This is a genomic window from Photobacterium sp. R1 (assembly GCF_054600795.1).
The window spans coordinates 139925-164698 of the sequence record NZ_BAAHZP010000006.1; the positions used below are offsets into that span (position 1 = coordinate 139925).

Consider the following 24774-nt stretch of genomic DNA (forward strand, 5'->3'; position numbering starts at 1 on the left):
TCGGGTTTGAAATGCAGGGAAGCGCAGGCGGAAACAATCCTGCTCACCCTGCTTTTTCAGTGGTATCAAACCGAAGAGTTTGGCATAATTCCCGGCTGTCTTATTTAAGGATTGACGCCTTTATCTCATTAGAGATAAATGGCGGGTATCTCGTACTTTCTGGACGGGCTGTATCAGAGGTACGACGATGTTTTTAGAATGTTTCGACGCCTGTGAAGGCGACAAAGGTTTGTCTGATGAGTGAAAAAATACAGAAGATTCTTGCACGTTCCGGCCATGGCTCACGTCGTGAAGTGGAGCTAATGATTCAGGAAAGGCGTGTCAGCATTGACGGGAAAGTCGCTCAGCTGGGTGATCGCCTGGAAAATCTGGATGCGCTGGTCTGTATTGACGGCCATAAAGTGGAGCTGGTCAAGCCTTCTGAAGAAGTGTGCCGCGTGCTTGCTTATAACAAACCTGAAGGTGAGCTGTGTACCCGACATGATCCGGAAGGACGGAGAACGGTATTTGATCGCCTGCCTCGTCTTAAGGAAGGCCGCTGGGTCTCCGTCGGTCGTTTGGATGCGAATACATCAGGCCTGCTTCTTTTTACAACGGATGGCGAACTTGCAAACCGCCTGATGCACCCAAGCCGTTGTGTTGAGCGTGAATACATGGTGCGTGTATTCGGGGAAGTCACCGAGCAGATGGTGAGAAACCTGGTCAACGGTGTTGAGCTGGAAGATGGCATGGCCCGTTTTGAAGACGTGGTTTATACCGGTGGTGAGGGAATGAACCACACCTTTTACGTAGTGATCACTGAAGGTCGTAATCGTGAAGTCCGTCGTCTGTGGGATTCTCAGGGCGTGACGGTCAGCCGTCTGAAGCGTGTTCGTTATGGTGATATCTTCCTGACCAAAGATTTGCCGCGCGGCGGCTGGATGGAGCTGGAGCTCCAGGAAGTGAACTATCTGCGAAATGTTGTTGAGCTGTCGCCAGAGACCCAGACTCATCTGACAGTTGAAGGCCAGAAGCGTAAGAAAGGGGTTCGTAAGATCCGTCGTGCTGTCCGTCGTCATGAAGAGCGCGTGAATGATGAATCACGTGGCCGCCGTCGTGATAGTCGCCGGACTTCAACGCGTAACCAGGCTGCGGAAGTTTCTGAGCGTCCGGCTGGTCAAAAGCGAAAGCCAACCGGCAACGCGGCGAATCGCCGAAATCCGTTGAAAAACAAACCTGCAAAACCACGTACCCGTAAGTAAGGTAAGTGGTTCAGAAATATGAAAAAAGCCGGCCTAAGGGTCGGCTTTTTTGCATCTGCTTTTTTGTTCGTGCTGGAAACTGGATTCAGTCTTTAGGCTGTGCGTCAATGCACTGGCCGTTGACATCCCGGCTTTCCGGTCCCATCAGGTACAGATACAGCGGCATGATATCCGCCGGTGTTTTCAGCGTTTTCGGGTCTTCACCCGGGAAGGCTTTGGCACGCATACCGGTACGGGTACCACCCGGATTAATTGCGTTGACACGGACATTGGTATTACTGAGCTCTTCAGCCACAATCTGCATCATCCCTTCCGTGGCAAACTTAGAAATCGAGTAAGCGCCCCAGAATGCACGGCCGACATGGCCGACGGTAGAGGTCGTAAAGATGATGCGGCCATCTTCTGAATTTTTAAGCAGTGGCATGATGGCCTGAGTCAGCAGAAACTGTGCTTTCACGTTGACTTGCATCACGTCGTCGTAAGTGTCTTCACCCAGTTGATCAAACGGGCTCAAAACGCCCAGCAGGCTGGCGTTGTGCAGTACGCCGTCAAGACGGCCAAACTGATCCTTGATGGTATCAGCCATATCCACGTAGTTTTGTTTGGTCGCGCCTTTCATGTCCAGAGGAATGATGGCCGCTTGAGGATAACCCAGCGCTTCAATTTCATCATAAACGGCTTCAAGTTTGGCGACAGTCCGGCCCAGCAGAATGACGGTAGCGCCATGAGCTGCATAACTGATCGCAGCCTGACGGCCAATACCATCACCGGCACCAGTCACCAGAATGATACGATTTTTCAGAGAGTCAGCCGCAGTTTGATAATTCACTTGATTTCCTTCTAAGTCGGGCATTTTGTGCCGCTATTGTAGGCGCATCACTGTCAGAGTGACAACCTGAAGACAAAAAAGCATAGGGTAGCTCGAAGAGATTGATGTGAATAGCCCCTAGAGGCTTGATTGGATTGGTATTACAATGAAACAAAACCAGAATATGAGGAATTTCTCTTGGATTTTTTGTTTGATTACGGTCTTTTTCTGGCCAAGATCGCGACGGTGGTCGTAGCGATTGTAAGCATCCTGGTCATTGTTAAAAGCACAGGCGGTCGTCACGGAGCGCGTAAAGGTTCACTCGAAGTGAACGATTTGACTGAGCAGTACAAAGAGACGATCCACCATCTGGAGTCTCATCTGTTCGATAAACCACTGCTGAAAGCTCGTGAAAAAGCTGAGAAAAAAGCAGAAAAGGAAAAAAACAAAGCGCGTCAGAATGAAATCAAAACGGCTGCAAAATCCGGCGAACTTTCAACTGCCCGTGAGCCGAGGCTCTTTGTGCTGGATTTCCACGGCAGTATTGATGCGAAAGAAGTGGCGGGTTTGCGTGAAGAAATTTCAGCGATTCTGGCTGTAGCTGCGGAAGGTGATGAAGTCTTGCTGCGTCTGGAAACCGGCGGTGGAATGGTGCACGGCTATGGTCTGGCATCTTCACAGCTTGATCGCCTGAAACAGGCGGGGGTGAAGCTCACGATTGCTGTCGATAAAGTTGCTGCCAGCGGTGGCTACATGATGGCTTGTGTGGCGGATCAGATCATCTCCGCACCGTTTGCTGTGGTTGGTTCAATTGGTGTGATCGCACAACTGCCGAACTTTAGTAAAGTGTTGAAAAAAAACGATATTGAATTTGAACAGATCACGGCAGGTGAGTTTAAACGAACGCTGACGATGTTTGGTGAAAATACGGATAAGGCGCGCGAGAAGTTTCAGAGTGAAATCGAAGAAACGCATGGCCTGTTCAAAGACTTTATTGCCGAACATCGGCCGTCATTGGATTTGGAAAAAGTGGCAACCGGAGAACATTGGTTCGGAAAACAGGCGTTTGCGCTGGGTCTGGTTGATCAGATTGGCACCAGTGATGACTACATCATGGCGGCCTGCAAAGAGCGTGAAGTCCTGCAAGTGCGCTATGTTCAGCGTAAAAAGCTGGCAGAGCGTCTGGCAGGTGCCGGCAGTGAAGCTGCTGACAGTTTGCTACTGAAATGGATTGGTCGCGGTCAGCGGCCGATTATGTAAGCCTGATGAAACAGATAACCCGCAGTAATGCGGGTTATCTCCATATATTTTCAGTGTGACTGACAGCTGTTTTTACCGATATTTATTTTTTATTTCTTTTGCCTTGTCGCTTATTTGACTGTGCTGAAGATCATTGAATCAATTTGTCCAATTTGATGCATATAAAATAATCATTCTTCACGATTTCATTATCAGTAACAGCATATTTGTGTGAGCTGACACAAATAAACCGGGCTGGGAATAGTCAAAGTGTCGTTGAGGTGGTAATGATCTGCGCCCAGTCAATTTACTGGCTTTGATATAAGAATTATCAGGGATGATTTGAAAAAATTGGGACACTTAACACCGTGTTTACAAGTGTAGAAGGGGCGACCAATCAATCTGGATTTATTAAAAACAGGTTGACCTTCTTGTATAGTAGCCCAATATTGTAATAGCGTTGCCGTGCCTACACTGTAACTTTTAGCGTGCAACTACATGTTTATATTTGAGAATTTCGCGAGCACGAGGACGTAATAGAGTCATATGGGTAAATCTCTCGTTATTGTGGAGTCCCCTGCTAAGGCAAAAACGATTAATAAGTACCTTGGTAAGGATTTCATCGTAAAGTCCAGCGTTGGGCATGTCCGAGACCTGTCGACGGGTGGCAGTAGCAGTACCGGTAAAAAAGCCGCTGCATCGTCCGCCAAAGGACTGAGCGTTGAAGAGAAAGCACGAATCAAAAAAGAAAAAGAGCTGAATGCGCTGATCAATAAGATGGGTGTGAACCCATATAAAGATTGGGAAGCACATTACGCCGTGCTGCCCGGTAAAGAGAAGGTTGTCCAAGAGCTTCAGAAACTGGCTGAAGACGCCGACTATGTATATCTCGCAACCGATTTGGACCGCGAAGGAGAAGCAATTGCGTGGCATCTTCGTGAGCTCATCGGTGGTGATGAAGAACGCTATAAACGTGTTGTTTTTAACGAAATTACGAAGAATGCCATTCAACAGGCGTTCGAGCATCCGGGTGAACTGAACCTTGATGGCGTAAATGCTCAGCAGGCACGCCGTTTTCTCGACCGTGTTGTCGGCTTCATGGTCTCGCCGCTGCTGTGGAAAAAAGTCGCGCGCGGTTTGTCTGCCGGTCGTGTTCAGTCGGTCGCTGTGAAGCTGATTGTTGAACGTGAACGTGAAATTAAGGCATTCGTACCGGAAGAGTACTGGGACATTCACGCCAACACTCTGACCGGTGAAAAAGATGCGCTGCGTCTGATGGTTGCTCAGCAGGCGGGGAAAGCTTTCCGGCCAGTGAATCAGACTGAAACCGATGCGGCAGTTTCGCTGCTGGAGAAGGCCAGTTTCAAAGTCGCAGAGCGTGAAGATAAGCCGACGACCAGTAAGCCTTCAGCGCCTTATATTACGTCAACGCTGCAACAGGCAGCGAGTACACGCCTGGGATATGGCGTAAAACGTACCATGGGTCTGGCTCAGCGCTTGTATGAAGCCGGCTATATTACCTATATGCGTACCGACTCGACCAATCTGTCGAAAGAAGCCGTTGAAGCTGTACGTGACTATATTACAACGGAATACGGTGAGAGCTACCTGCCGGCGAAACCTGTGGTTTACGGCAGCAAAGAAAATGCTCAGGAAGCGCACGAAGCGATTCGACCGTCCAACGTTGAAATACTGCCGGCAAACCTGGAAGGCATGGATCAGGACGCCGTTAAACTGTATGACCTGATCTGGCGTCAGTTTGTGGCCTGTCAGATGACTGCGGCTCAATACGATTCCAGTACGATCACGGTTCAGGCCGGGGACTTTACTCTGAAAGCCAAAGGCCGAACGTTACGTTTCGCCGGTTGGACCAAGGTTCAGCGCCCTTCAGGTAAAAATGAAGACACCACATTGCCAACGGTTCAGGTGGGAGATGTTCTGGCGCTTGAGAATCTGGAGCCAAAACAGCATTTCACCAAACCGCCTGCACGTTTTACCGAAGCAGCACTGGTTAAAGAACTGGAAAAACGCGGTATCGGCCGCCCGTCGACCTATGCGTCCATTATTTCCACGATCCAGGATCGCGGTTATGTGAAAGTGGACCAACGTCGTTTCTACGCAGAGAAGATGGGTGAAATTGTGTCCGATCGTCTGGAAGACAGCTTCTCAGATCTGATGGACTACGACTTTACCGCGCGAATGGAAGGTAATCTCGATAAGATTGCGGAAGGCGAAGCGAACTGGAAATCGGTTCTGGACAAATTCTTCAGCGATTTTACGGATGAACTGGAAAAAGCCGAGCGTGAGGAAGACGAAGGCGGCATGAAGCCGAACAAAATCGTCCTGACGGATATTGAGTGTCCGACCTGTTCGCGTCCGATGGGCATTCGCACGGCTTCAACTGGCGTATTCCTGGGTTGTTCCGGCTACGCGCTGCCACCGAAAGAACGCTGTAAAACCACCATTAATCTGGGTGATGAAGAAGGTGTAGTGAACGTCCTGGAAGAGGATGTGGAAACCGCTGCGCTTCGTGCCAAGAAACGTTGCCCGAAATGTGGCACCGCGATGGATGCTTACCTGATTGACCAGGGTCGTAAACTGCATGTGTGCGGTAACAACCCAAGCTGTGATGGCTACGTGGTAGAAAAAGGTGAGTTTAAACTGAAAGGCTATGAAGGTCCTGTGATTGAGTGCGACAAGTGCGGCTCAGACATGGAGCTGAAGAACGGTCGTTTCGGAAAGTACATGGGTTGTACCAACGAGAGCTGTAAGAATACCCGGAAAATCCTGAAGAACGGCGAAGTTGCGCCACCGAAGGAAGATCCGGTTCATTTGCCGGAGCTGCCATGTACTCAGGATCCTGACGCATATTTTGTGCTGCGTGACGGTGCTTCCGGTCTGTTTATGGCCGCCAGCACTTTCCCGAAATCGCGCGAAACCCGTGCGCCGCTGGTGGAAGAACTGGTTCGCTTTAAAGACAGACTGTCGCCGAAGTTCCTGTACCTGACCGAGGCTCCGACAGAAGATCCGGATGGTGTGAAAACAGTCGTTCGTTTCAGCCGTAAAACCAAAGAGAACTATGTTCGTTCTGAGGTTGACGGAAAGCCTACCGGTTATACCGCACTGTATGATGCCGGGCAGTGGATCATTACGGACAAGCGTAAAAACGCTAAGAAAGAGAAGTAATCAAGAAACCGCCGAAAGGCGGTTTTTTTATCCTGACAGTTTTTCACGGGTGAGCAGTCCAGCCCCTCACATCAAAGTGACTGCGGTATAGTTAACTTCATGATCCCTTTAAGAAATGATGAGGCCTCAAACGATTGGAATGAGCAATCGGGGTAACCGCCCTGAATTGATTCAGGAGGAAATGATTTTATGCCGTCCGCCGGACTTGAGTGCACCACAGCATCAGCGCTACGGCCAGCTGGAGAGCAAAACAGAGCAGAAAGAGCGGTGCAGTCCCCAGGAGTGCGACCAGATAACCGGAAGCTGCCAGTCCAAACGGCATTCCCAGTTTAAACAGTGAACCTGTGATACCAGCTACACGGCCCAGCAGTTTGTCACTGAAAGCTTCCTGACGGTAACTCCAGATGCAAATTGAACTCATGAGCCCGATGCTGCTGATGACGAAAAAAGCGGCTGCCAGTACCCCGGCATTCGGAGAAACAGCAGGCATGACAAAGCCGAAGGATTCCAGTGCAATGGATAAAATGAGCAGCTTGCCCAGTCCGATTCGGCGTCTGACCTTGTCGGCAACCATACCGCCGACCATGCCGCCGATACCCGAGGCTGCAATCAGATAGCTGACCTCCAGGTTGGAGAGCATCAGCTCGGCCTTGGCAAAATAAATGGCCTGAACATGAAATACAGCACCCGTGGTATTAATCACGACAACAGCAGCAGTGATCAAACACATCGTTTGATCCGCCTTCAGGGCGTGCCAGCCTTCCTTGAGTGCAGAAAAGACAGGAGGGTGCTGCACTGTTTCGGAAGGGGCAAATGACAGCCGTTGCAACTGTATAAATGCGAGCAGATAAAACAGGATCAGCAGTAGAAAGATCTGATGGATAGCGGACATCAGCAGGAGTACCCCCGACAACACAGGTCCAACGGTTTCCAGAAAACTGTACATAGTGCTGAAACGTGCTGTGGCCGTATTCTGGAGATGTTGCGGCAATGCCGTTTTCATCATGCCAAGACGGGCATTGTGATAACCGTAATCGAAGGCCATCATCATGAAAGCGGCCGGAAAGAGCGCCCATAAAGGGTTAGCCATCCATTCGACGGCGGAATAAGCCAGGAATAAACAGAAGCTCTGCCCGATGAGCATGGCCTGTGACCAGTGCTTACGGTTAACTCGGTCGACCCATACGCCGATAAACAAGGCCAGCAGCAGATTGGGCAGAAACTCTACCGCCCGCATCCAACCCATCCATTCCGGCGAAGCCGTCAGGTCATAAACCAGCAGCGGTAACGCGAGGCTGTAAATTTTGGCTCCAAAGGCCGTGAAGAATGCACTGGTAAACAGCACCAGAAATGTCGGTTCTTTCCAGATCCCCAAACGGGATTGCGCAAAAGTTGTCATCATAAATTCCTTTTCACATCAGAAACTTTCGCTATTATCGACAGGAAAAGTGGAAGAAAAAGTGCAGAGATTAGAGAAGGATTTCATCTTTTATGCGTTACTGGCGATTACTGGCGTTACTCAGAGATGAGCTGGACGTTGGGCAGACATGGGTCGTGTCGCTCGATACCGTGGCAGAAAAACTGGCCTGTACCCGGCGAAATGCACAAATGCTGATCAAAAGGCTGGTCAGCGAGGGGTGGATACAGTGGTTTCCCGGCGTCGGGCGCGGCAACCTGCCGACGCTTATGTTGCTGAAACCGACAGACGCTGTTGTGACGCAGCAGGCAGTCGCCTTACTGGAGCGGAATCAGGTAGAACAGGCACTGACACTGATGCCAGCACATGCGCGGGAAGGATTTCTGGCGGATTATCTGGCCGGGTTTCGATCAGCCAAACGGGTTGATACCCGGGATGTCCTGCGGATCCCTTTTTACCGCGGTATTCATGATCTGGATGTGGTTCAGCTTTCCCGTCGAACGGAAGTTCATCTGGGCTCTTACCTTTATGCCGGCTTGCTGAGCAAAAATGAGCAGACGGGTGACATTCAGGGCAACCTCGCCATTCACTGGGAGCAACAAGGCAATGACTGGCTCTTTACCCTGAGGAAAGGGCTGATGTTTCATGATGGCACGCCATTGACTTCGCAATCTGTCAGGGAGCATTTTGAGCGGCTCAGCACTGCAGACAGCTGCAATCGGCAGCTGTTTGACTGTATTGCGGGTGTGGAAGTACTGACTCCTCTGCGCTTCAGGATGATCGCAAAGATGACGCCGGGTTTTATACCGACGTTACTGACACAAAAGGCAGCCGGAATCGCGAAACAAGCGGGTGATGGCCGAATTATCGGCTCAGGGGCTTTTCTGCTGGATGAACAGACCGAATGGCTGACCAGGCTGGTCGCATTTGATCATTATCATGGTTGCCGCCCGTGGCTGGATGCGGTCGAAATCTGGAATATCGGTGATCAAGCCATGGATTTTGACATGAACAGTGATGTGGTTCACCCCTGGCTTGTGTCGGGACGTACACAGCAATTCTCGCGGCTGGAAAACTGGGAAAAGGGCTGTGAGTATGCCTTGCTGAATGAAAATCGGACCCGCTGGATGGCGGTGGCAGAACACCGGAGGAGACTGGCCGCCTTTATTCGTCAGTTGCCGTTACCGGATTGTTTGCAGCCGGACAATTACCGGTACGCTGAGGGCATGCTGCAAGCGGAGCTGCATCCAGCCGGTCTTTCTGAAATCGTCGATCTCAAGTCACTGCCTCAGCCGGAACGTCCGCTGAACGTTGTAACTTATCAGCTGACAGAGCATATCGCGCTGGCGGAGCAACTCACACATGCGCTGAACAACGCCGGAATTCCAGCGAGCTGTTGTATTGAAACCTTTCCCGATTTTAACCGGATGGCACGTTTGTCTCAGGCCGATATTATGATTTCTGGTGAAGTTTTCGGGGAGGATCCTGAACTGGACTGGATGGAATGGCTGAAAGCAAATACAGCCCTGTCGGCTTGTCTCAGTGCAGACACTCAGTCACAGTTAATGCGAAAAATTGAGACGGTGTTTTCGCATTCCTGCCGGGAAGAAAGAGTGGCTCAATTTGAAGCGATTGAACGCTGGCTCGTGGCGCTCGGGATGTATCAGCCCTTGTGGCAGAACCGCCAGCAGCTGAATGTGCGATCGCATCTCGATGGGGTTTCACTGCTGGCAAATGGCTGGATAGATTTCAGCCGCGTGGTTTTCAGCTAACGGCGACTTCTGCAGGAACACCGCTGTGGAAGCGGAACCGTTCATCCGGGCTGCTGATCAGTTCAGCTTCACGCTGACCAATGAACTGAATACGCTCACTGATATCTTCGCCGGCAATCTGCTCCGCCAGTTTCAGGTAGTCCTGATAATGACGGGCTTCTGAACGCAGCAGAGAAATGTAGAACTTTTTCAGTTCTTCATCCAGATAAGGTGCCAGCTTGGCAAAGCGCTCGCAGGAGCGGGCTTCAATGTAGGCACCGATAATCAGTTTGTCGATTAATGTTGCGGGTTCATGGGTACGTACGGCTTTCATCAGACCGCGCGCATAGCGGCCTGCATTCAGGCTGGAGTATTCAATGCCGCGCTTTTCCATGATCTCCAGTACCTGTTCAAAGTGGTGAAACTCTTCTTTGATCAGACGAACCATTTTGTCGATCAAATCTTGTCCGTAAGGACAATCGGCTCTGGCGGTCAGCTCGGCACTGAGTCCGTTTTTCTTCCCATGAAAGGTGTCTTTATCTCTGGCCTTGCCATAGACAAAGTTTTCATACGGTTTCGCCCAGTCCAGCAATGCCTGACCGCTTTGTTCATCGACGGCATATTTTCGGATCAGATAAATCGCAGTCTGGCTGGCTTTCAACTCACAGTTACAGTGATCAACCAGTAAATCGTTCAGGTTTTCCGGCTTACGTGCTTCCTCAATCCAGCTGTCCGGTGTTTCGCAATGCAGAAACTGATGAACGGGTGAAAGAAGCGTGTTGATCATGTGTTGTGTGTCTGTCATGAGAGGTCTTATGGCTGAGTTGACGAAAAGCGGGCGGATTATAACAAAGCTCTGTTTCGGCGGCCACTGACGGCTGAAAGAACTCAAAAATGAATCACTTAAGGTCAAAAACCGGGTCTGTGTCCTCGTCAATCGCTCTCGGGTATGCATATACTGAAAAGGAATTCATCAGTGGTGGTGACAAGACCAGCTTCTGGCGAAGGACACCCGGATATCTCAACGAAAGGATTTGTTATGCGTTTACCCCAGATAGCTCCCTGGTTACTGGCCGCCGCCACACTGCCCCTGAGTCTGACTGTTTCTGCGGAGGAATGCGGGCATGTCACGATTGCTGACATGAACTGGAACTCAGCGACGATGCTTGCGCACCTGGATCAATTTATCCTTCAGCATGGCTATGGCTGTGATGCAGAGCTGGTGCCCGGCGACAGCATTCCGACCACCACGTCCATGATAGAGAAGAGTGAGCCGGATATTGCCCCGGAAATGTGGAGCAATACCATGCGGGAGGCACTGGATCTTGGTGTCAACGAAGGGCGGCTGCGTTATGCCGGTGTCACCCTGTCTGACGGCGGCGAAGAAGGATTTTGGGTACCGGCGTATATGGTGGAAGACGATCCCAGCCTGAAAACACTTGCGGGCGTGAAGGCGAAAGCGCAATTATTCCGTCATCCGGAAGATCCGGAACGGTCTGCGATGATGGGGTGTCCGGCGGGCTGGACCTGTCAGATCACGACAGAACATTTATTTGAGGCGCTGAAACTGGCAGATGCAGGGTTCGAGCTGGTGGATCCCGGCTCTGGCGCCGGTCTGGCTGCATCGATTGCAAAAGCGTATGAGCGTAAAGCACCGTGGTTCGGTTATTACTGGGCACCGACGGCGGTTCTGGGTAAGTACGAGATGGTGAAAGTTGACTTCGGGACCGGGGTGAATGTCGAGCATTATCAGTCCTGTATTACGCAGGCGGATTGTCTGGATCCCAAACCGACCATGTACCCGCCTTCTCCGGTAGATACAGTCGTCACAGAGAAATTCGCCCGGCAGGCGCCTGAGGCACTGGCGTATTTGTCCAAGCGCGCATTTACCAATGCACAGATGAATAAGATGCTGGCGTGGATGGAAGACAATCAGGCCGATGGTGAGTCCGCGACGGATTATTTCCTGCAGCAGAATGAATCCATGTGGGCACAATGGGTATCTCCTGAAGCTGCGAAACGTATCAAGCAAGCGATGTCTGCACGCTGATCCAGTCAGGCCCGGTTTATCGCCGGGCCTGTGTTTTTTAGCAATCCATGGCAATACCAAAGATGTCTGATTTTTCCTGGTTTTCCGATTTTCCCCAGCTTGATCGTCACCAGTTACTTGCGATTCGTAAAACGCTTGATGGTGCATACCGAACGTTTTCCCGTGAATACGGTGACAGTATTGAAGCGTTTTTTGACCCGCTGCTCTCTGTGTTGATTGGGTTTGAAAAGCTGTTGTTAGCAACGCCCTGGTGGCTAATGATCGCAATCCTGGCCTCACTGGCTTTCTATGCCAGCCGCTCCTGGAAGCTGGTTTGCGGTGTCATCATTGCCTTTGTCCTGATTGGTCTGTTCGGGATGTGGGAAGATACCATGCGGACCATGAGTATTATTATTGCTTCTGCGTTGATGGCGATCGTTGCGGGAATTCCTTTGGGAGTCTGGATGGCCCGCTCTGACCGGGCGCAAAGTGTGATCACTCCAATGCTGGATATTATGCAGACCATGCCTGCATTTGTGTATCTGATCCCCGTGGTGATGCTGTTGGGGATCGGTAAAATTCCGGGGCTGATTGCTGTGGTGATTTATGCCATTCCCCCGGTCATCCGATTGACCAATCTCGGGATCCGGCTGGTTGACAAAGAAGTACTGGAAGCCGCTGAAGCTTATGGTGCGAGCAGCTGGCAGCGCTTAACCGGGGTCCAGCTGCCGCTGGCCATGCCAACCATCATGGCCGGGATCAATCAGACCATCATGATGGCTTTGGCGATGGTGGTGATTGCCTCGATGATTGGGGTGAAAGGGCTGGGGCAACCCGTGCTGAAGTCGATCACCAATCAGTACTTTACCCTGGGGCTGCTGAACGGGCTGGCGATTGTTGCCCTGGCAATCATTTTTGACCGGATATCACAAAGCTATGCCCGCCGGACGCAACAGCACCTTTCAGGAAAGCATCATGACTGATTCATCAAAGGCTGCGGCAGACCAAAGGACGCCGCTGATTCACGTGCGTAATCTGTATAAAGTGTTCGGGCCGAAATCTGAGCAGGCACTCGAATTGCTTCAGACAGGAATGAGTAAAGAAGAAATTCTGGCGCAAACCGGCCACACCGTCGGCCTGAACAATATCAATCTCTCCGTATATCCGGGAGAGATCTTTGTGGTGATGGGATTATCCGGCTCCGGCAAGTCGACTCTGATCCGCCATTTCAACCGCCTGATCGAACCTTCTGCCGGGCAGGTCGATATCGACGGCGTCGATGTGACCGCATTGAATCCTTCGGCATTACAGGCATTCAGGCGCAAGCGACTGGCCATGGTGTTTCAGCGTTTTGCTTTGCTGCCGCACCGCACTGTGCTGCAAAATATCGGTTATGGTTTACAGATACAGGGTTTGCCAGCAAGAGAATGGCAGGACAAAGCTCAGTACTGGCTTGAGACCGTTGGCCTTGAGGGCTATGGCGGACATTACCCCGCCAGCCTGTCTGGTGGGCAGCAGCAAAGGGTAGGGCTGGCCCGTGCGCTGTGCATGGATGCTGATATTTTGCTGATGGATGAAGCGTTTTCTGCGCTGGACCCGCTGATTCGCAGTGAAATGCAGGCGCAGCTGATGGCGTTACAGGCAAAACTGGGAAAGACCATTATCTTTATTACCCACGATCTGGACGAAGCCCTGCGACTGGGAGACAGGATCGCGATATTACGTGACGGTCAGTTGATTCAGCAGGGAAAACCGGTCGATATTCTGCTTCGGCCTGCGGACGATTATATCGAAGCTTTCGTCCGGGATGTGAACCGTTCAAAAGCGCTGAGCGTTGAAGCTGTGATGACGACACCGGCTCCCTGTATTGAGCCGGGGACGGTTGCAGAGGCGCTGCAGTCTCTGCGCGAGTGCCAGATGAACTTTGCTTATGTCTGGGATGATACGCAGGGTTGTCTGGGCGTGATCACACGAGATGCACTGGAAAACATTGCTCTTGAACGCCCTGATTCGAGTCTTGAACCTTCGATGCTGATTGCGCTGCCTTCGATTCATTGTGCACAACCACTGGAAGCAGTGTTGCCGCTGACTCTGGAAAATGAACTGCCTTTACCTGTGCTGGACAGTCTGGGGAACTTACGGGGCAGTCTCTCACGTGCGACGCTGGCGAAGGTATTCAGTGAGCATATGACAGCGGAATCAGGGTGATAAGATTGCCGCAGAAAGAACACAGGCCGCGAAATGCGGCCTGTGTTGTATTTGATTGCGTGGATTACCACTTTTTCTTGGGCTGGAAGAGTACGTCCAGTTCGTCCTGCTCTTTTTCGATCATTTCCTGACGCTGTTTTGCATGTGTCTGGTTCTGAGAGCTGTCGATTTCATCCAGCATGGCCTGAAGTTTTTCACGGGCCTGATTGGCGTAATTGTGGTTCTTGGTGGACAGTGCATCCAGACCTTTCCGAAGTAATTGTTTCGCGGTACCAATCTGACGCTTCATTCGTGCATCATTAGCACGTTTGACGACGTTTTCAATATTGATACGCAGCTGGAGACCTTCCAGACGCGCGTTTTCGGTGACAAAAGCCTGGGTACCCAGGCGGCCCTTACTGTGTTCACTTTTAACCACTTGTTTCAGGCGTTTGACCAGCTGCAGCATGGCAATGGCCTGACGGTCTGTTGTCGGGACTTTGAAGCCAGACATTTCGTTGGGCGTATAGTGCTGCTGAAGCTGTTTGATCTGTTCACGGACGTTGTGAATTCGCTGGGGCATGGAGCGATCCGTCTGATCAATTTCGTACATACTTTCCAGCGCTGAAAGAATCCGGTGATTCAGACAGACAAGTAAGTCTTTACTGTAAGGCAGGTGATGAGCATGGCTGATCAGGTCTTCGCTGGAGTCGATGACGGCGATGTGTTTCGCCAGTTCCTGCTGTTTCTGGCTTTCCAGCTGCTGGCGATACTGAATGATAACGTTATAACCGACAACCAGGACTAACAGCAGGCCGACCAGACCGATCACTAAAGGAATACTCATAAAACTCGATCAGATAATCCACATAAAAACGAAGCAATAAGATACACCATCTGGCAAAGAGGTCATAGCATTGCGGGGATTTTTGCTCATAGCCTCACATTCGCAGTGTGTATATTTCTTCTGCCTGATGTAGTGTGACGATGATGGCCTGTCAGACGCCACTCTGTCTAGATTTCCGACGATTGTCCAATTATGATGGTTTGAATTGATTCAAACCGTCGTACGACTGTACAAGCGGCGTTGAAGCACTATGATAGTGCATATAACATAGTGAAATAGAACAACGCTTTGTTAGAATGTAACGGACTATATTTGGGGCGGTAGCATGAAACTACAACAATTACGTTATATCGTTGAGGTGGTGAATCATAATCTCAATGTGTCCTCTACAGCTGAAAGCCTGTACACCTCTCAGCCCGGCATCAGTAAGCAAGTCCGATTACTTGAAGATGAACTGGGTATTCAGATTTTTGAGCGCAGTGGCAAGCACCTGACCAAAGTGACTCCGGCGGGTGAAAACATTGTCCGTATTTCCCGGGATATCCTTTCGCGAGTCGAAAGCATTAAATCGGTCGCCGGGGAATATACGCATCCGGAAATGGGGACGCTGCACATTGCGACGACTCATACTCAGGCCCGTTATGCTTTACCTCAGGTCATTCAGGGGTTTATTGAGCGTTATCCGAAGGTTTCACTGCATATGCATCAGGGAACGCCGTCTCAGATTGCCGACGCCGTTTCTAAAGGAACCACTGTTTTTGCCATAGCAACAGAAGCCCTGCATTTATATCAGGACATGATTATGTTGCCGTGCTATCACTGGAATCGCTCCATTGTGGTCCGGGCTGATCACCCGCTGGCGCAGAAGCGCGATGTGACCATCCATGATCTGGCGGCTTACCCGCTGGTAACTTATGTGTTTGGCTTTACCGGCCGCTCTGAACTGGATGATGCCTTTAACCGTTCGGGTCTGACACCACGTATTGTCTTCACAGCGACGGATGCTGATGTCATTAAAACTTATGTGCGTTTGGGCATCGGGGTGGGGGTTATGGCCAGTATGGCGATTGACCCTGCAACGGATCAGGATCTGGTGGCCATTGATGCCAGCCATATTTTCGAAGCCAGTACCACGACGATTGGCTTTAAGAAAGGGACTTTCCTGCGCACATACATGTACGATTTCATGGAACGGTTTGCACCGCATCTGACCCGGAATGTTGTTGATCAGGCGCTGGCCCTGAAAAGCAATGAAGAAATTGAAGCGATGTTTGCCAATATCAAGCTGCCCGTCCGTTAATCATGTTTATCGGACCATGATCATCAAAAGCCGCGAGACGCGGCTTTTTCTTTTTCTGTCCCTTACTTCTGCAGCTGAGTATGAGATAAAATACCGGCTTTCTGTCTGTTCTTCGTCACTGGTTTACCATGTCTGCTTATTCAGAAGTTTTCCGTCAGCTGGATGTTCTGCTGACCAAGCATCGTGCGCTCTGGCAGTTTATGCCTTTTGCCTGCAGGGATTATCCCTGGCAAGAACACCTGCCTGCGCTGTCAGACTGGCTGGATCAGCTTTCTGATGACGAAATTTCTTGTCTGTTGCAGGACGCGGAAAAACTCAGAGATGCAATCCGACCGTTTTTACCCGATGCGGCAGCGCTTTTTGAACTGACCTCTTTACCGGTTTTGCCCAGAGTGTCTGATGCGATGTCTTCTTTGCCGAGAGGATTGGATACAGGCGTTCCCGGGCGTAAGTGGCATCAGATTCAGGCTTTTCAGAGTGTATTACCGCTACATGGGCTGCCGTGGCTGGAGTGGTGTGCCGGAAAAGGACATTTGGGACGAGTGCTGGCTGCAGCTCATCAGACTCCGGTGACCAGTCTGGAGTGGCAGCAAGCGTTATGTGACGACGGACAACAGATGGCGGCACAGCTTTCACTGCCCATGACGTTTGTTCAGGGTGACGCTTTTTCACCGGAAAGTGTACAACTGATTCAGCCAAAGCAGCATGCGGTTGCCTTACATGCCTGTGGCGACCTGCATGTCACGTTGCTCAAACAGGTTGAGGCCCGAAAAGGGCAGGCTGTCAGTGTTTCACCCTGCTGCTATCACTTGATCCGCAATGCGGTATACCAGCCCTTATCAGCGGATGCGAAATCAAGCCGACTAACGCTGTCTAAGCACGACTTGAAAATGCCATTGCAGGAGACGGTAACGGCAGGTCAGCGGGTACGCAACCAGCGCTTTGTGGAAGTCAGTTACCGGTTGGGGTTTGATGCTTTGCAGCAAACGCTGGCCGGCAGCGAGACCTATTTGCCGGTTCCGAATGTTCAGAAAGCCCTCCTGAATGAAGGGTTTGAGGCTTTTTGCCGTTGGGCTGCAGAGAAAAAAGGGATTGTCTTACCAGACGGTGTGGACTATCAGCACTGGCAGCAGGCCGGTGAAAAACGCTTTTATCAAATCGAACGCATGGAATTGGTGCGGCAGATATTCCGGCGACCGCTGGAGTTATGGCTGGTTTATGATCGGGCAATCTTTATGGAAAGTGCCGGTTATCAGGTGCGGGTCGGGACTTTTTGTGAAAAGCCTGTCACGCCGCGAAATATTCTGATTCACGCGCAACTGGAGAATGAATGGAACTCAGTACCCTGATTTATTGTGCGCTGGCCTTGTCGGCCGGTTGTTTCGTGCAAAGTACCGTCGGCTTTGGGATGGCAATTGTCGCAGCGCCGGTTGTTTATTTCTTCGAGCCGCGTTTTGTTCCGGGTGTGGTCACTTTTGTTGGTCTGGTGCTTGCGTTGATCAACATGTGGCAATACAGGCAACAGATTTCGTTTCAGGGGATGAGTGCGGCGTTTATTGGTCGTGTCCCCGGTACTATGGTCGCGGGCTGGATACTGCTTTATATCAGTGCTGAGCATCTGGCGTTGATTCTCGGCGGCGGGGTGTTGCTGGCTGTATTGATTAGTCTGATGAAGGTGCGGTTTAAACCCACGCCGAAAGCGCTTTTTATTGCTGGGTTTACATCCGGACTGATGGGAACGACCACCAGTATTGGCGGCCCGCCGATGGCGCTGGTCCTGCAGCATGCAGAAGCCGGGAAACTCAGAGCGAACCTGGCTCTGTATTTTGCGTTTAGTTGTGTTTTGTCTCTGATAGCGCTGTCGGCAACGGATCATTTCAGTGTCTGGCACCTGAAGTATGCATTACTCATTTTACCGGCACCGATCATCACGACCTTACTGGCTTATAAAGTCCAGCATCTGGTGAAGACAGAATGGTTGCGGTATGCGCTGCTGGTCCTCTGTACTTTTGCCGGGATGGCCGCGATGTGGCAGGGATTGAGCCCAATGTGGGCATGATCAGAGAAAAATCGCCAAGAACAGGGCAGAAGAAGGCTGAACCTTACGTTAACTTTCTTCTGCCTTGTTTTCATCAGCTGGCGATCGGGATGGCGTTGAACAGATTGAACTGGCGTCGTTCAAGTTCATGGGCCGGCATAGGTTTACCCAGGTAGTACCCCTGACAGTAATCAAACTGGCAGCTTTGAATGAACTCAAGTTGTTCCAGGGTTTCAACCCCTTCCGCAACTAGTTTCAAGTTGAGCTTGTCGCAAATTGCACAGGTTGCTTCCACAATGGCCCGGCTGCTTTGCGTATTCGCCTGCACGAAACTCTGGTCCAGTTTGACCTGAGTGATCGGCAGGTTCTGCAGTTGAGACAATGAGGAATAACCGGTTCCGAAGTCATCTAGGTGCAGCTCGATGCCCAGCTCTGCCAAATCAACCAGGCATTGCTTGGCTTCATCGTACTCCTGCAACATGGCCGACTCAGTGAGCTCAAGCGCTAACTGAGATGGGGCAATGTCGTATTGAACCAGCAGCGTTGAAATGTAAGTGGCCAGGCTGGCATGGAGCTGTGCCCGTGACAGGTTCACACTGACTGTAAAACGCTTCCCGAATGTCTTATTCCAGCTCGACAACTGCATGCAGGCTTGTTTGAGTGTCCATTTGCCTAATGGAACAATCTGGCCGGTCTCTTCTGCCAGCGGGATAAATTCTGATGGTGCAACCTGACCGAGATCTTCGTCGTACCAGCGAATCAGCGCCTCAAAACCACCGAGCCGGTGATTCTTCAAATCGACAATCGGCTGATAATAAAGCTCGAATGCTTCCGCATCCATCGCCAGTGTCAGGTGATGGCGCAGGGTCATTTTACGATACAGATCTTCTGCCATTTCCGGTGAGAAGTGGTGGCAGCGGTTGCGGCCTCTCAGCTTCGCACGATGCATGGCCATGTCCGCCTGAGTGATCAGGGTTTCAATCTTCTTGGCATCGGTCGGGAAACTCGCCATCCCGATGCTGCAGCCAATGGAAAGCTCGCCGACTTCTTTCAGGTGGAATGGTTTATTCAGGCTGGCGATCAACTTACGGGCAAACTGGGCTGGCTCATCAATTTGGCGCTGATCAAGCTGAATAATGAACTCATCGCCCCCAAAACGCGCCAGCAATCCATTGAACTTCACAATTTCGCTCAGACGAATCGCAATGGCACGCAGCATCTTATCACCAATGGCATGGCCGTAGCTGTCATTGATCAGCTTAAAGCCGTCGATATCCAGAAACAGCAGGGTATAAGGCTGAGAGGTATGCTGAGATGCATGAATGGCGTTGATCATGCCACGACGGTTGAGCAGGCCGGTCAGATAATCATGCTCAGACTGATATTTGGCTTGCTTCAACTGCTCTTTTTCCTGGCTGATATTAACCAGGCTGAGCAACAGCTGTTGTTTGTCTGCCAGCCATTTCCCGTCAATGTTGAACCAGTCGTAATTGCGTCCGGTCCAGCAGAGTTTTCTGTGGTTCAGGATGCCACCTTCACTGGCCTCCTGAAGCCACTTTTGGGCCAGTTTAATATCGCCGACGAAGGTCGCCAGGCTGTCAAGCTGCTCGCCAAACGCATGGACAAAAGCACGGTTCGCACTGAGCAACTTGCCTTCTGAGGAAAACAGCAATGCCAGATTGGAACCATCGGAAAATGCCAGCTCCCGTCTCAGGCTGGCTTCTTCGGCGATCACATGCACCAGCATCGCCATCCGGCCATCTGTCAGAGGGATGCCGGAAAAGTAACATAATGCATTCTTAACTTTGCTTTTGGGACTGTAGCTCCACCACAGTTTGAGCGCTTCACCCCGTTTGAACATCTGAAGATAATCATTCAGGGTCGCCTCAACGGCATCAGACATATCACGGCCAAGATCCCGTGTAGTCAGTTCATGAAGGCTCTCTGCTTCCCATAAAGGCAGCGCAGCGGAATTAGCCCAGACGATGGCTTTGTTTTCGATATCGAAAACCCATACTGGGGATTGCAGATGCTCAAAGGTCGTAAAGGATTGGCTCATACCAGATAAAGGGATGGCTTTAAAGGTTCGATGTCTCAACGATAGCCTAAAATACGTTACGCATATATGTACCAGGGCATAAAGCGTGATCTTTGTTCAAAAACAGTGTGTGATATTTGTGTAATTTATTGAAATGTAATCTATAAATATGCAATTACTGATGGTTTTATTTGTTTTTATGCATTTACAGATGTTTGTTGTCTAATATTTAAACTTATCAATTTATCTCGTTGTCTTACCCATATTTTTCAATGGTCACGTATCAAAAAATGTCGGGCCGCTTTGAGCGACCCGATGTTCCAGAAGCAATTAGCCGACCGCCGGGATGACACCAACCATCTGCAGTAGCTGTGCTGTGATAATCACGACACCTGCTGTTGCGGCCATGAACAAGGCTGGCTGACCGCCAATCACCTGATAACCCTCTTTTCTTTGCTGACGCTGCACATGAACCATCGCAACCGGCAGGAAGATCGCCAGGATAACCAGTGCAATCGCAGCGTAACCCAGTGCCATGATAAAGCCCTGCGGGTAGAACAGCGCGAAACATAATGGTGGTACGAAGGTAAAAACAGCTGTTTGCAGGCGGCCTGATGCCGAACTCTGACGGTTGAGCGTGTCGGACAAAAAGTCGAACAGGCCCAGACTCACGCCTAAGAAAGAGGTCGCCAGCGCCAGATCTGCAAAGACAGAGACAGCATGACTGACCATCGGGTTGTGCAGCAGCGTACTGAGCACCGAAATGAAGCTTCTCAGGTTCGCGTTGTCAATCAGCTGTGACTGACTCAGGATGCCCTGGCTGGCAATTTGCCAGAGCAGGTAAATGACCAGCGGCACAGAGGCGCCAATAATCATCACTTTGCGCAATGCTTTCATATCAATCCCCACGTAACGCACGATCGAGGGAATACTGCCGTGGAATCCGAAAGAAGTGAAGACAACCGGCAGTGCGGAAATCAGCAGCCCTTTCTCAACCGGCATGTCGACCAGATGCTCGCCCTGAATATGAGGCAGCAGTAAGCTCAGCATGACGGTCAGCGCAATAACTTTCAAAGCAAACAGGATACGGTTGACCAGGTCAACAGAGTGAGTACCGATAGACACGATGGTGGCAATGATCAGTGTAAAGATGATTGTGCCAGCCTGAGGAATCACATTCAGACCCAGCCAGTTGGTCAGCTTGTCATGCAGCTGCTCGCCGCCACCGGCGATGTAAGCGGAACATAATGCGTAAAACAGAAACATCATGGCAAAGTTTGCCACGAGCTGGCCTTTTTTCCCTAGCAGTTCCCGGGCAAGTGTATGCAGGGTCGCAGATTGTTCGGCGTGCTGGTGGACTTCCAGCATCAGCAGGGCGGTGTACACCATCAGTGCCCAGATTCCTACCATGGTTAACGTCGCTGTCGTAAACCCAAGCCCGGCGGAGGCCAGAGGTAATGCCAGCATTCCGGCGCCAATGGTTGTGCCGGCAATTATCAATGTACTACCGAACGTTTTGTTCATGCTCATCGAGGAAAACTCCCTGTATTTTTATTGGTTTATTTGATGGGAGAGGGGGCTGTTCAGGCTGATTCTCTCCGAAGAAAAAATATAGCCACAATGGTGTAACGGGTTGGAAGGAATTGATTTGTTCAACTTTCTTTACAACGCTGTCGACCATTGTGGCCGACGATAATAAGTCTTCATGAAGTGTTTTCTCATAACATTTGTACAACATACGGTATTTTTAGCTAACAATTAATCATTATGTCAGCTGTAATTCTCAGCTGCTACTTTAATCCTGGATAAAACGACTGTCAACTTAAGTTTAAATGAGTGTAAATTTATATTTACAGTCCGTTTATTGAAAACTGTATGCAACATATTGTCTGTGCTGGATAATTTAAATAAGCATGATGTGCATTTTCTCGCCGTTAGCGAAGTGTTACAGTGAGTAAAATTTTGAATCCGAAGAGGAAGAACATGTTGCAAGTGGTCATGATCAGTACCGGCGAAGAAGTCCTGCATGGAGATATTGTAGATACCAATGCAGCATGGCTTTCCCGGTTGTTTTTTCAGCATGGCTTTGCGCTGTCACGCAGGACGACGGTTGGTGACCAGTTGGAAAGCCTGGCTTCTGAAATTGAACAGTGCAGTCTGACGGCAGATATCGTTATCGTAAATGGCGGGCTGGGTCCTACAACGGACGATCTGACGGCGCAGGCGGCGGCCATTGCCGCAGGGGCTGGTCTGGAGCAATCTGAATTCTGGGTTGAGCAGATGATCGAAAAATTCCGGGTGTATGGCCGGGAAATGCCTCAGGCAAACCTGAAGCAGGCCATGCTGCCTGAAGGAGCTGAGCTGCTGGACAATCCGGTGGGGACGGCTTGTGGTTTCATGATGAAGCTCAATCGTGCGCATCTCTTTTTCACGCCGGGTGTTCCAAGCGAATTCAAAAAGATGGTCGAAGATGAAATTTTGCCGCGCCTGAAAAAACTTCATCCGGAAGTGTCTATGATGGCGTGTCATCGCCTGTATTGTTTTGGCCTGTCAGAATCCGGGATTAACGATACACTTTCGACTCTGGACCTGCCGCCGTCTTTCCAGCTTGGTTACCGTTCAGCCATGCCATTCATCGAGGTGAAATTATTTGCGCCGAAGGGAGATGTTCAGTCCGCCTCGGTTTTCGAAGCGATACAGACCCGGCTGGGAGACAACATTGTTGGTGTCGAAGCCAATCTGCTGGACAGCATCGGTCGTGTTTTAGAACAGCAGCCTTACACCCTGACGGTTGCTGAGCAGTTTACCGGCGGGGATGTGATGAACTGGCTGCAGGATAATCCCCATACCCAGTCTGCGCTGAATCAGGGATGGTTACTGACCACGAAAGTTGAGCCTTCCGTGAGCGATGCTGAGCCGATGGGAGCCGCTCTGGCGATGGCGGCAGCTGCCCGGCATCAAACCAGTTCAGACTTAGCCTTAGTCTGCGGACCTTTGCATGACGGTGCGGTTGCTGTTGCGCTTTCAACCCCCGGAGGGGACTGGGCACAGCATGTCAGCACAAAGCGTCAGTACGCCAATAAATCACATCGCAAGCTGGTTGCGACTCTGATGCTGGATATGCTGCGTCGCTGGCAGTCCGGAGAGCCGGTCATCGGCAGTTATGTGACTTTCGAAACCCTGAGTGAGCTGTTTTTACCGGCCGAATCCAAATAAGTCTGTTCCGGATATTAAAAAGCCAGCTTGATTTATTCAAACTGGCTTTTTTAATTTCCGATTGCTGTCTGCCGAACTTAAGGCGTCTGTAACTGGTACGTAAACTCCAGGTCCAGATCTGATGTCGGGACAGCGCGGCAGGCAAGAATTTCACCCGGCGCAACAAACGCCATCGCTTCATGCTGATCCACGCTGCCTTCTTTCAGTTTGCACCGGCAGGCACCACACATTCCATTGCGGCACTGGAACTCGGGCTGTAATCCCGCACGTTCCAGTTGAAGGAGCAGGGGCTCATAGTTATTGCCCTGAACCCGTTGTCCGTTCACCGTAATGGTCAGTTGGGTCATAGCTCGAAGTCGCCCAGATCGTCTGCGCTGACGTCATTGTCAATCTGACCAACCAGGTAAGAGCTGATTTCCGCTTCCTGAGGCGCCACCTGAACGTTGTCAGAAGACAACCAGGCATTGATCCATGGAATCGGATTCTGAGTCGCGCCAGGGTAGGCTGGCTTCAGACCGACGGCGGACATGCGCAGGTTCGTAATGTACTCGACATACTGACACAGAATGTCTTTGTTCAGGCCAATCATAGAGCCGTCTTTAAACAGATACTCAGCCCATTCTTTTTCCTGCTCCGCAGCTTCTTTAAAGATGTTAAAGCACTGCGTTTCACATTCACTGGCAATTTCGGCCATTTCCGGGTCATCCTGACCTGTACGCATCAGGTTCAGAATATGCTGGGTTCCTGTCAGGTGCAGCGCTTCATCCCGGGCAATCAGCTTGATGATTTTTGCATTCCCTTCCATCAGCTCACGTTCGGCGAATGCGAATGAACACGCGAAGCTGACGTAAAAACGAATTGCTTCCAGGGCGTTGACCGACATCAGGCACAGATACAGCTTTTTCTTCAGTTCGTGCAGGCTGACTTCTACGGTTTCGCCGTTCACGGTATGAACACCTTCACCCAGGCGGTGATAATCATTGGTGCTGTGAATCAGCTGGTCATAGTAATGGGAAATGTCACCGGCACGTTTGATGATGTGCTCATTGGTAACAATATCGTCAAATACCACAGCCGGGTCGTTCACGATATTGCGAATAATGTGCGTATAAGAGCGCGAGTGAATGGTCTCAGAAAATGACCAGGTTTCAATCCAGGTTTCCAGCTCTGGGATCGAAACCAGCGGCAACAGCGCTACGTTCGGGCTGCGGCCCTGAATCGAGTCGAGCAGCGTCTGATATTTCAGATTGCTGATGAAAATATGGCGCTCGTGATCCGGCAGATTATTGAAGTTAATGCGATCGCTGGATACGTCGACTTCTTCCGGGCGCCAGAAGAAAGACAGTTGCTTTTCGATCAGTTTTTCGAAGATTTCGAATTTTTGCTGGTCATAACGCGCCACGTTCACGGGCTGGCCGAAGAACATGGGTTCTTTCAGCGCGTTATTATTGGTTTTACAGAAAGTGCTGTATGCCAT

At 50.7% G+C, this 24774-nt stretch carries 19 protein-coding genes; 11 read left to right on the plus strand and 8 right to left on the minus strand.

Annotation, left to right across the window (positions count from 1 at the left end):
- Positions 1 to 236: 236 nt before the first annotated feature.
- The gene (rluB, locus tag ACYP03_RS11950) at positions 237 to 1241 is read left to right on the plus strand and encodes a 23S rRNA pseudouridine(2605) synthase RluB (protein ID WP_459780027.1); all 1005 of its coding nucleotides are present in this window, start codon (positions 237 to 239) and stop codon (positions 1239 to 1241) included.
- A gap of 85 nt (positions 1242 to 1326) precedes the next feature.
- On the opposite strand, the gene ACYP03_RS11955 is transcribed toward rluB, so the two are convergent.
- Positions 1327 to 2070 carry a YciK family oxidoreductase gene (locus ACYP03_RS11955; RefSeq protein WP_459780028.1) on the minus strand — a complete coding sequence of 248 codons (744 nt, stop codon included), beginning with the start codon at positions 2068 to 2070 and terminating at the stop codon, positions 1327 to 1329.
- Positions 2071 to 2247: 177 nt separating this feature from the next.
- Between ACYP03_RS11955 and sohB the strand changes: the two genes are divergently transcribed.
- Both sohB and topA read left to right on the plus strand, forming a co-directional pair.
- Positions 2248 to 3309: a protease SohB gene (sohB, locus tag ACYP03_RS11960; RefSeq protein ID WP_459780030.1), complete on the plus strand. Its 1062-nt coding sequence runs from the start codon at positions 2248 to 2250 to the stop codon at positions 3307 to 3309.
- Positions 3310 to 3834: 525 nt separating this feature from the next.
- Positions 3835 to 6474, plus strand: a complete 2640-nt coding sequence (topA, locus tag ACYP03_RS11965) for a type I DNA topoisomerase (protein ID WP_459780032.1) — start codon at positions 3835 to 3837, stop codon at positions 6472 to 6474.
- 187 nt (positions 6475 to 6661) lie between these two features.
- On the opposite strand, the gene ACYP03_RS11970 is transcribed toward topA, so the two are convergent.
- Positions 6662 to 7873: an MFS transporter gene (locus tag ACYP03_RS11970; protein WP_459780034.1), complete on the minus strand. Its 1212-nt coding sequence runs from the start codon at positions 7871 to 7873 to the stop codon at positions 6662 to 6664.
- 92 nt (positions 7874 to 7965) lie between these two features.
- On the opposite strand from ACYP03_RS11970, the gene ACYP03_RS11975 reads away from it, so the two are divergent.
- Positions 7966 to 9663, plus strand: coding sequence for an SgrR family transcriptional regulator (locus ACYP03_RS11975; protein WP_459780036.1), 1698 nt, complete (start codon positions 7966 to 7968; stop codon positions 9661 to 9663).
- Here ACYP03_RS11975 and miaE read toward each other — a convergent pair.
- Positions 9656 to 10447, minus strand: a complete 792-nt coding sequence (miaE, locus tag ACYP03_RS11980) for a tRNA isopentenyl-2-thiomethyl-A-37 hydroxylase MiaE (protein WP_459780037.1) — start codon at positions 10445 to 10447, stop codon at positions 9656 to 9658. The genes ACYP03_RS11975 and miaE overlap by 8 nt on opposite strands.
- Before the next feature lie 234 nt (positions 10448 to 10681).
- Between miaE and ACYP03_RS11985 the strand changes: the two genes are divergently transcribed.
- From ACYP03_RS11985 to ACYP03_RS11995, 3 genes are all read left to right on the plus strand, one after another.
- Positions 10682 to 11692 carry an ABC transporter substrate-binding protein gene (locus ACYP03_RS11985; protein WP_459780039.1) on the plus strand — a complete coding sequence of 337 codons (1011 nt, stop codon included), beginning with the start codon at positions 10682 to 10684 and terminating at the stop codon, positions 11690 to 11692.
- 62 nt (positions 11693 to 11754) lie between these two features.
- Complete coding sequence (locus ACYP03_RS11990; RefSeq protein ID WP_459780040.1) at positions 11755 to 12654, plus strand: ABC transporter permease; 900 nt, start codon at positions 11755 to 11757, stop codon at positions 12652 to 12654.
- Positions 12647 to 13879: a quaternary amine ABC transporter ATP-binding protein gene (locus ACYP03_RS11995; RefSeq protein WP_459780042.1), complete on the plus strand. Its 1233-nt coding sequence runs from the start codon at positions 12647 to 12649 to the stop codon at positions 13877 to 13879. The genes ACYP03_RS11990 and ACYP03_RS11995 overlap by 8 nt, the downstream gene beginning before the upstream one ends.
- 64 nt (positions 13880 to 13943) lie before the next feature.
- Here ACYP03_RS11995 and ACYP03_RS12000 read toward each other — a convergent pair whose 3' ends face one another.
- Positions 13944 to 14705, minus strand: coding sequence for a DNA repair protein (locus tag ACYP03_RS12000; protein ID WP_330959203.1), 762 nt, complete (start codon positions 14703 to 14705; stop codon positions 13944 to 13946).
- A gap of 325 nt (positions 14706 to 15030) precedes the next feature.
- On the opposite strand from ACYP03_RS12000, the gene cysB reads away from it, so the two are divergent.
- The 3 genes from cysB to ACYP03_RS12015 all read left to right on the plus strand — a co-directional run bounded on the left by cysB (position 15031) and on the right by ACYP03_RS12015 (position 18064).
- Positions 15031 to 16005: an HTH-type transcriptional regulator CysB gene (gene cysB, locus ACYP03_RS12005; protein ID WP_248140754.1), complete on the plus strand. Its 975-nt coding sequence runs from the start codon at positions 15031 to 15033 to the stop codon at positions 16003 to 16005.
- A 128-nt stretch (positions 16006 to 16133) separates the two neighbouring features.
- A complete protein-coding gene (locus ACYP03_RS12010; RefSeq protein ID WP_459780043.1) occupies positions 16134 to 17354 on the plus strand; it encodes a methyltransferase in 1221 nt (406 codons plus the stop codon).
- Positions 17336 to 18064 carry a sulfite exporter TauE/SafE family protein gene (locus tag ACYP03_RS12015; protein WP_248140750.1) on the plus strand — a complete coding sequence of 243 codons (729 nt, stop codon included), beginning with the start codon at positions 17336 to 17338 and terminating at the stop codon, positions 18062 to 18064. Before ACYP03_RS12010 ends, ACYP03_RS12015 begins: the two co-directional genes overlap by 19 nt.
- Before the next feature lie 73 nt (positions 18065 to 18137).
- Here ACYP03_RS12015 and ACYP03_RS12020 read toward each other — a convergent pair whose 3' ends face one another.
- Positions 18138 to 20141 carry a putative bifunctional diguanylate cyclase/phosphodiesterase gene (locus ACYP03_RS12020; protein WP_459780044.1) on the minus strand — a complete coding sequence of 668 codons (2004 nt, stop codon included), beginning with the start codon at positions 20139 to 20141 and terminating at the stop codon, positions 18138 to 18140.
- A 270-nt stretch (positions 20142 to 20411) separates the two neighbouring features.
- Positions 20412 to 21611: a tyrosine transporter TyrP gene (gene tyrP / locus ACYP03_RS12025; protein WP_459780045.1), complete on the minus strand. Its 1200-nt coding sequence runs from the start codon at positions 21609 to 21611 to the stop codon at positions 20412 to 20414.
- Between the two features lie 453 nt (positions 21612 to 22064).
- On the opposite strand from tyrP, the gene ACYP03_RS12030 reads away from it, so the two are divergent.
- On the plus strand, positions 22065 to 23297 hold the full coding sequence (locus ACYP03_RS12030) for a CinA family nicotinamide mononucleotide deamidase-related protein (protein WP_459780046.1): 1233 nt from the start codon (positions 22065 to 22067) through the stop codon (positions 23295 to 23297).
- A gap of 77 nt (positions 23298 to 23374) precedes the next feature.
- On the opposite strand, the gene ACYP03_RS12035 is transcribed toward ACYP03_RS12030, so the two are convergent.
- Together ACYP03_RS12035 and nrdB are read right to left on the minus strand one after the other, a co-directional pair.
- A complete protein-coding gene (locus tag ACYP03_RS12035) occupies positions 23375 to 23644 on the minus strand; it encodes a 2Fe-2S iron-sulfur cluster-binding protein (RefSeq protein ID WP_248140742.1) in 270 nt (89 codons plus the stop codon).
- Positions 23641 to 24774 (minus strand): class Ia ribonucleoside-diphosphate reductase subunit beta, encoded by a 1134-nt coding sequence (gene nrdB / locus ACYP03_RS12040; RefSeq protein ID WP_248140739.1) that lies wholly within the window; start codon positions 24772 to 24774, stop codon positions 23641 to 23643. The genes ACYP03_RS12035 and nrdB overlap by 4 nt, the downstream gene beginning before the upstream one ends.

What these genes read in the sequence shown, in the direction of transcription:
- ACYP03_RS12015 (WP_248140750.1), top strand. Translation starts at nt 17,336, where the DNA reads ATGGAACTCAGTACCCTGATTTATTGTGCGCTGGCCTTGTCGGCCGGT.
- ACYP03_RS11985 (WP_459780039.1), top strand. Translation starts at nt 10,682, where the DNA reads ATGCGTTTACCCCAGATAGCTCCCTGGTTACTGGCCGCCGCCACACTG.
- ACYP03_RS12030 (WP_459780046.1), top strand. Translation starts at nt 22,065, where the DNA reads ATGTTGCAAGTGGTCATGATCAGTACCGGCGAAGAAGTCCTGCATGGA.
- ACYP03_RS11995 (WP_459780042.1), top strand. Translation starts at nt 12,647, where the DNA reads ATGACTGATTCATCAAAGGCTGCGGCAGACCAAAGGACGCCGCTGATT.
- tyrP (WP_459780045.1), bottom strand. Translation starts at nt 21,611, where the DNA reads ATGAGCATGAACAAAACGTTCGGTAGTACATTGATAATTGCCGGCACA.
- nrdB (WP_248140739.1), bottom strand. Translation starts at nt 24,774, where the DNA reads ATGGCATACAGCACTTTCTGTAAAACCAATAATAACGCGCTGAAAGAA.
- topA (WP_459780032.1), top strand. Translation starts at nt 3,835, where the DNA reads ATGGGTAAATCTCTCGTTATTGTGGAGTCCCCTGCTAAGGCAAAAACG.
- ACYP03_RS12035 (WP_248140742.1), bottom strand. Translation starts at nt 23,644, where the DNA reads ATGACCCAACTGACCATTACGGTGAACGGACAACGGGTTCAGGGCAAT.
- rluB (WP_459780027.1), top strand. Translation starts at nt 237, where the DNA reads ATGAGTGAAAAAATACAGAAGATTCTTGCACGTTCCGGCCATGGCTCA.
- miaE (WP_459780037.1), bottom strand. Translation starts at nt 10,447, where the DNA reads ATGACAGACACACAACACATGATCAACACGCTTCTTTCACCCGTTCAT.
- ACYP03_RS11970 (WP_459780034.1), bottom strand. Translation starts at nt 7,873, where the DNA reads ATGACAACTTTTGCGCAATCCCGTTTGGGGATCTGGAAAGAACCGACA.
- cysB (WP_248140754.1), top strand. Translation starts at nt 15,031, where the DNA reads ATGAAACTACAACAATTACGTTATATCGTTGAGGTGGTGAATCATAAT.
- ACYP03_RS11975 (WP_459780036.1), top strand. Translation starts at nt 7,966, where the DNA reads ATGCGTTACTGGCGATTACTGGCGTTACTCAGAGATGAGCTGGACGTT.
- ACYP03_RS12010 (WP_459780043.1), top strand. Translation starts at nt 16,134, where the DNA reads ATGTCTGCTTATTCAGAAGTTTTCCGTCAGCTGGATGTTCTGCTGACC.
- ACYP03_RS11990 (WP_459780040.1), top strand. Translation starts at nt 11,755, where the DNA reads ATGTCTGATTTTTCCTGGTTTTCCGATTTTCCCCAGCTTGATCGTCAC.
- ACYP03_RS12000 (WP_330959203.1), bottom strand. Translation starts at nt 14,705, where the DNA reads ATGAGTATTCCTTTAGTGATCGGTCTGGTCGGCCTGCTGTTAGTCCTG.